This is a genomic window from Hoeflea sp., from assembly GCF_039975035.1.
Lineage (GTDB): Bacteria > Pseudomonadota > Alphaproteobacteria > Rhizobiales > Rhizobiaceae > Hoeflea.
Window position 1 is genome coordinate 1 of record NZ_JBDWHW010000152.1, and the last position, 6,349, is coordinate 6,349.

The following is a 6,349-nucleotide window of genomic DNA, read 5'->3' on the forward strand; positions in this document are numbered from 1 at the left end:
CACAGAATGAGAAACGAAGGCAATAAACCCGCCAAGCCCGGCCAAGCCGGCCAGAAGTTGCAGGCTGCCGACCATCAGCGTCAGGATCAGTGCCAATGCGATGAATTGTTCGGTGCCCGCCGATTCAAATTGCGACAGAGTCGCAAAGAGCACGGCCGAGATGGCTGTCGTCGGTCCGGACACCATTACCATGGACGCTCCCCACAGGGCTGCCACGGCGCATACGACGATGGCAGTGAAAAGGCCGTATTCTGGCGGTAGCCCAGCGATGATTGCAAAGGCGACGCCTTGCGGCAGCACGATGGCTGCATTGGTCAGGCCAGCCAGAGCGTCGTCGCGCAGCCCTTCCCGCGAAACGTCCTTGAACCAAGAACGGATCGGCGACAGGCGGCGGAGCGTTCTCTTAAGCGCTGGTGTCATCGTGGCCTCACGTGGATTTAATGCCATGCTCTATCTCAATCTCGCACCTCAAGGTCAATAATAATGTTGACATTGCATCACTATTGATGCAAATACGTTTTGCGCTGGAGGCACGATGACCCGGCGCCCCGCGGGCCGGGGAATGCTTGAACAGCGTGGGGAGGGCACGGAATCCACGCAGCAGACAGCAGGAGAGTCCAATGGGACCGTTTCCGCACGACGCACCGAAAGCCAAGATCGACGAACTCAATATTGCCGGAACCGATGGTTTTGAATTTGTCGAGTTCGCGCACCCCGAACCTGGTTTACTCGAAGACCTGTTCAACAAAATGGGCTATGTTGAAGTCGCCCATCACAAGACCAAGGACATTTCGGTTTATCGCCAGGGCAACGTGAACTACATCGTCAACCGCGACCTCGACGGCCACGCTGCGCAATTCGTGAAGGATCACGGTCCGTGCGCCCCCGCAATGGCATGGCGCGTTGTCGATGCGAAGCACGCCCTTGACTGCGCACTTGACTATGGTGCCGAAGAATATACCGGCGACGGCAAATCCATCGACGCGCCTGCCGTTGTCGGTATCGGAGGCTCATTGCTTTACTTCATCGAAGATTACGATGGGGGCAAAAGCCCTTATGACGCCGACTTTGAGTGGATAGGCGACCGCGACCCGAAGCCCGAAGGCGCCGGCTTCTACTATATTGACCACCTGACCCACAACGTGATGCAGGGCAACATGGAAACGTGGTACAAGTTCTATGCCACGGCGTTCAATTTCCGCGAGATCAGGTTTTTCGACATCAAGGGTAAGATTACCGGGCTGACCAGCCGCGCGCTGACCTCGCCCTGTGGCAAGATCCGTATCCCGATCAACGAGAGTTCGGACGATAAAAGTCAGATTGAGGAATACCTGAAGGAATACAATGGCGAAGGCATACAACACATCGCGGTTGCATCGGAAGACATCTATGCCTCTACCGATTTGATTGGGGCGAACGGCATCCACTTCATGCCGCCGCCGCCGGAAATCTACTACGATAAGAGCTATGACCGTGTGCAGGGGCACGACGAGCCGCTCGACCGGATGAAAAAGCATGGCATCCTAATTGACGGCGAAGGCGTGGTTAAGGGCGGTATGACGCGCATTCTGTTGCAAATTTTTTCTAAGACGGTGATCGGGCCGATCTTCTTCGAATTCATCCAGCGAAAGGGCGACGACGGGTTCGGCGAGGGCAACTTCAAGGCGTTGTTTGAGTCGATCGAAGAAGACCAGATTCAGCGCGGAGTCCTGAAAGCGGAGTAAGGGTGATGAATAAGCCACAAAGCGATTTCGTCGTTGCCAAGGGCCGGGTGCAGTACAATGCGGGCTACGTGCCCGGCTTTGGCAAAGACGTCATAACCGAGGCTATTGGGGCGGCGCTGCCAAGCGAGCAGAACAGATCGCAGCGCTGCACTTACGGATCTAAGGCCGAGCAACTCAGCAGCTCGCCCTTCACAGCGCCGCGAGTCTCTAACGAGCGCTTCTGGCTCTGCCGGATGCGGCCCCCGGCCCAGCCTATCTTGGATATGCTGCGTCTCGATTTACCGCATTTCCGCTCGGCCCCAATGGTGGACGAGAGCGGTTCGATGCTGGAACTGGGATGGAACGGCCGCGACCCAACTGATGTCGACGGCGGCTCCTGCACTTTCTCCGCCGGCGGCGACACGGTGACCAGTACCGGCTGGTGTGAGGGCGATTGTCGCGTCGGCTTCGGTCCCTGCGATGGCACCATTCTGCCTGCCGTCCGCTTCGGAGACCTGAAATGAGCGAGGCGTGGAAGAGCTATCGAGGCGCGCCCCTGGAAGGAACCCGGATTTGTGCCCTGTCCGAGATTCCGGACGGCAACACCCTTTGCCTCGACCTCAATGGCTATCCCATACTTGTCGTCCGGCTTGGCTATGACGTGCGTGCCTATGTCAATGCGTGCCCGCACCAATACCTTCCGCTCGATCACCAGGGCGACAGGCTGATCTCGGCCGACAAGACCATATTGCGATGTACCAACCATGCGGCAGGTTTCTCGGTTTCAACCGGCGAAGGTGTTGAAGGGCTGGGCATCGGAGAATGTCTGGACAGGATTCCGGTTGCGGTAGAAGGCCAGGCGGTTCGGGTTGGCGGTGTAGGTGCATTCTGAATACCGATATCTATTAACAGGGAGAGAAGAATGAAATTCACTCGTCGCGCGGCCCTTTCGGCCACTGTGATTAGCGGGGCTGCACTGGCTGCACCGCGCCAGATCAAGGCTCAGGTACAAAATCCCAAGACGTTCTGCCTTGTCCACGGGGCATGGCATGGCGGCTGGGCCTGGGGGCCAACTGTCGCAGCCCTGCGGGCGATGGGACATTTCGTGACTGCACCTGATCTTCCCGGAATGGGGGATAGGCGTGCGGAGGCAAGCGCCAACATCGGCTTGGCGGACCATGCCACAGCAATCAGGGATCACCTGTTCATGCACGATCTTAAAGAAGTCGTCCTGGTCGCGCATTCCTATGCCGGTTGTATCCTGTCCGACCTTTTGGGGCAGGGTGAAAGTCGTATCGCTCACGCGGTCTATTTCGACGCTCTGGTTCCTGGCGATAGCCAAGGCTTAGCCAGTTTTGTTCCCGATGAAGTTCGCGCGGGAATGCAGCAGGCAGCGAACGCCAACGAGTTGCTGCCGGTGCGCCCCAAGGAGGCCTGGGGGGACATGTGGGGGCTGTCCGGAGAACTGGCCGACTTTGCCGAACCCCGGCTTGTGCCGCATCCACCGCGCACCTTCCTTGACTCGGTCACCGGCGATCCTTTTGCCCGAGGCATGCCGCGGACCTTCATCAAGGCGGCGCGGAATCCGAACCCGCTTTTCAAAAAATTCCGAGCGGACATCGCGGCGAGAGAGGACTTCACGGTGGTGGACATCGACGGGCACCACGATGTGATGGTGATCGATGGCCAGCTGACCGCAGACACCCTCGTCGCGGTATCAGGGTAAGGCCTATGTGTTCAGCGTCGACACCAATCCTCCATGACAGCTGGCAATCCTCGGCCGCGTGGCGGGTCAGGGCGGGGCTTCGGCTCAAAGGCATCGACCACGCCACCCGGATGCACGAGATCATCGGCAAGCCGCATCGCACGCCGGCCTTCATGGCGCTCAACCCACAGGGCACGGTGCCCGTGCTGGAAATCGACGGCCTGACCATCCCGCAGTCCCTCGCGATTCTGGAATACATTGAGGAGACACGAGACGGGCCGCGCTTATTGCCTAAGGATGCCGCAGCTCGGGCGCGGGTTCGGATGCTGTCGCATATTATCGCGATGGAAACCCATGTGGTGACCAATATGGATGTTGCGCGGGATGCCTCTGGTGGTGGCGATGTGACCGAGTGGATGCATCGTTACCTCCGGCGCGGACTGGACGCTTTTGAGGTGCAACTCGACCATCCCGACATGGGTGCCTTCGGCTATGGCGATACCCCGAGCATGGTCGATTGCTGCCTCGTGCCCCAAGCCCGCAACGCGCAGCGGGCGGGGCTTGAGATTTCGAATTGGCCGCGCATCGCGGATATTCAGGCGCGGTGCCTTAAGCACCCGGCCTTTTCTGAAACCCATCCAGACCGCGGGGCGCCGGCGGAGGTAAAGGGGGAATCCGGAAGGTGACATATCTGACAGGTAAGATGCTTCCTGTGCGAAATCGTGGTTGGCGATAACCTGATGGTTATGGAAATGTGACGAAAACCGGCTGGAATCTTTTCCCATCAACGAAGAACATGATCTGTCATCAGATTGATGGCTTCGGTGACCGCGGCTTTTCTCTCGGTACCAAGTAGTTCATCCAGTTTCTTGTTCCTCTCGACGAACGCGGGTTTGACTGCTTCAAGGAGCGCGCGGCCGTCGGTCGAAATCCCAACCAGCTTTTTGCGCTTGCTGACGGCATCCTTCTCGAATTTCACCAACCCTTGCTTTTCAAGCTCGCTTGCGCTTCGGCTGACCTGTGCTCGATCTATGCCGCAAAATCGGCTGATATCAGAGATCGACGTATTGCCGATCGTGTTGACGACATTGAGAATCCGGTAGCCGGTCAAGTTGATCCCTGTTCCGTCCAGCATCGTTTGCGCCTGTTGATCCAGCAGTTTGCTGAGCACGGAGAGCCGGAAGGTCAATCTGGATTCAAGGGTTCGAACGCGCTCCAGTTGTTCTGCGAGTGTCTTGGCGGAAAATTGCATTCCTCATCCTTGTTGAGTTTGCAACATTAACGTTGCGTGAGACATTTAGACATGCTACCATTTGGGTAGTTGAAGAAGAAGCACCAATATCGGGACTTATGGAAAAGTGATGACTACGCCAAAAAACCTTTTGTTCATCATGGCCGACGAACATCAGGCCCGCGCGTTATCGATCCTGGGTCACCGCCATGTCAAAACGCCGAACCTTGATCGGCTCGCGGCGCGAGGCTCGGTCTTTCGCAATGCTTATACCCCCAGTCCGATCTGCGTGCCGGCGCGCGCCGCGATTGCGACCGGACGCTACCCGCATCAAAGCGGCTATTGGGACAACGCATTGGCTTATGACGGAGCCATTCCAAGCTGGGGTCACGCCCTGCAGGCCGGCGGGGTATCCGTCACCAGCATCGGCAAGCTACACTACCGCAATGCCGACGATAGTACGGGATTCGATCGCCAGATCCTGCCAATTCATATCTTGAACGGCATTGGCCAGGTCTGGGGTTCGGTGCGCAATCCCCTTCCCAAGGAGAACAAGGGTGGCGGCATGCTGGGTCGGATAGGTGCCGGATTGTCGAAGTATAACCAATTTGATAGGGCTGTTGCCGATGCGGCCGTTGACTGGTTGCGACAACCCGTCCGGGTGACTGCGCCTTGGGCCGCCTTTGTGAGCTTCGTGGCGCCGCACTTTCCGCTGACTGTGCCGCAGGAATACCTGGACTTGTATCCGGTTAACGACATGTCGCTGCCCCCGGTGCGCCCCGGGATCGATGGTTACGAAGCGCATCCCTGGGTCGCACGGATGAACGATATCGAGGACAGCGACACGGAGTTGGGGAGCGATCAGCGTCGGCGCGAGGCGATCGCGGCGTATTATGCACTTTGCACCTTTGTCGACGACCAGATCGGCAAGGTACTCGACGCGCTCAATGCCTCAAGGCAGTCCGAAGATACGTTGATCATCTTTACTTCGGATCACGGAGAAAATCTCGGTATGCGCGGACGGTGGGGGAAATCTTTGCTCTACCGTGAATCAACGCAAGTGCCATTAATCGTAGCTGGTCCGGGCGTTGTATCTGGCAGGGAAGTGCAAACGCCGGTGTCGTTGATGGATATTTTGCCGACGATCACGCAGGTCTTCGACCTGCCGCCAGACCGCGCATGGTCGGGGCGATCGCTGACGGACATTGCAAGCTCAGCCGACGATCCCGCGCGCGTGGTCTTTTCCGAGTACCACGCGGCAAATTCCCCGAGCGGTGGCTTCATGGTCGCAGATGCACGCTGGAAATATCACGAATACGTCGGCTATGCCCCAGAGCTTTTCGATCTCGAAAGCGATCCGTTGGAACGGCGCAACCTGGCGGGGGATCCGGCTTATGCCAGGCAGGAGCACCGCATGCGTAATGCTTTGCACGCAATCTGCGATCCCGCCAGTGTCGATGCCCGAGCCAAGGCGGATCAGGACAAGCTGGTCGCGCGGTTCGGTGGTCCGGAAAAAGCTTATCACACCGGACCATCAGGCGCTACGCCTGTCCCCGTGACCTAAAAAAGACCAATGCGAACAAGGAGGAGGAAACCATGAAATTCGCGAAGATTAAGAGCGCCGCTATCGCACTCGTCGTTACTACAATGGCCACAGGCACCCAAGCGGAGGGCTGGGAGCCACAAGGTCCGGTCAAGATGATGATTGCC

At 58.0% G+C, this 6,349-nt stretch carries 8 protein-coding genes; 6 read left to right on the forward strand and 2 right to left on the reverse strand.

The window, feature by feature from the left end:
- On the reverse strand, positions 1-447 hold a 447-nt coding region (locus tag ABJN75_RS13700; protein WP_348440153.1), incomplete at its 3' end, for a SulP family inorganic anion transporter.
- A gap of 173 nt (positions 448-620) precedes the next feature.
- Here ABJN75_RS13700 and hppD point away from each other — a divergent pair.
- The 5 genes from hppD to maiA are packed head-to-tail and all read left to right on the forward strand — an operon-like array spanning position 621 to position 4,094.
- Entirely contained in the window at positions 621-1,724 is a 1,104-nt protein-coding gene (gene hppD / locus ABJN75_RS13705) for a 4-hydroxyphenylpyruvate dioxygenase (RefSeq protein WP_317390032.1), read from the forward strand.
- Positions 1,725-1,729: 5 nt separating this feature from the next.
- Entirely contained in the window at positions 1,730-2,227 is a 498-nt protein-coding gene (locus tag ABJN75_RS13710) for a homogentisate 1,2-dioxygenase (protein WP_317390031.1), read from the forward strand.
- The gene (locus ABJN75_RS13715; RefSeq protein WP_317390030.1) at positions 2,224-2,595 is read left to right on the forward strand and encodes a Rieske 2Fe-2S domain-containing protein; all 372 of its coding nucleotides are present in this window, start codon (positions 2,224-2,226) and stop codon (positions 2,593-2,595) included. Before ABJN75_RS13710 ends, ABJN75_RS13715 begins: the two co-directional genes overlap by 4 nt.
- A gap of 30 nt (positions 2,596-2,625) precedes the next feature.
- Complete coding sequence (locus ABJN75_RS13720; protein ID WP_317390029.1) at positions 2,626-3,429, forward strand: alpha/beta fold hydrolase; 804 nt, start codon at positions 2,626-2,628, stop codon at positions 3,427-3,429.
- A 5-nt stretch (positions 3,430-3,434) separates the two neighbouring features.
- Positions 3,435-4,094 carry a maleylacetoacetate isomerase gene (maiA, locus tag ABJN75_RS13725; RefSeq protein WP_317390028.1) on the forward strand — a complete coding sequence of 220 codons (660 nt, stop codon included), beginning with the start codon at positions 3,435-3,437 and terminating at the stop codon, positions 4,092-4,094.
- A gap of 98 nt (positions 4,095-4,192) precedes the next feature.
- Here the strand turns inward: maiA and ABJN75_RS13730 are convergent, their stop codons facing one another.
- Positions 4,193-4,660, reverse strand: a complete 468-nt coding sequence (locus tag ABJN75_RS13730; protein ID WP_317390027.1) for a MarR family transcriptional regulator — start codon at positions 4,658-4,660, stop codon at positions 4,193-4,195.
- 109 nt (positions 4,661-4,769) lie between these two features.
- On the opposite strand from ABJN75_RS13730, the gene ABJN75_RS13735 reads away from it, so the two are divergent.
- Positions 4,770-6,203, forward strand: a complete 1,434-nt coding sequence (locus tag ABJN75_RS13735; RefSeq protein WP_317390026.1) for a sulfatase-like hydrolase/transferase — start codon at positions 4,770-4,772, stop codon at positions 6,201-6,203.
- Positions 6,204-6,349: the final 146 nt, after the last annotated feature.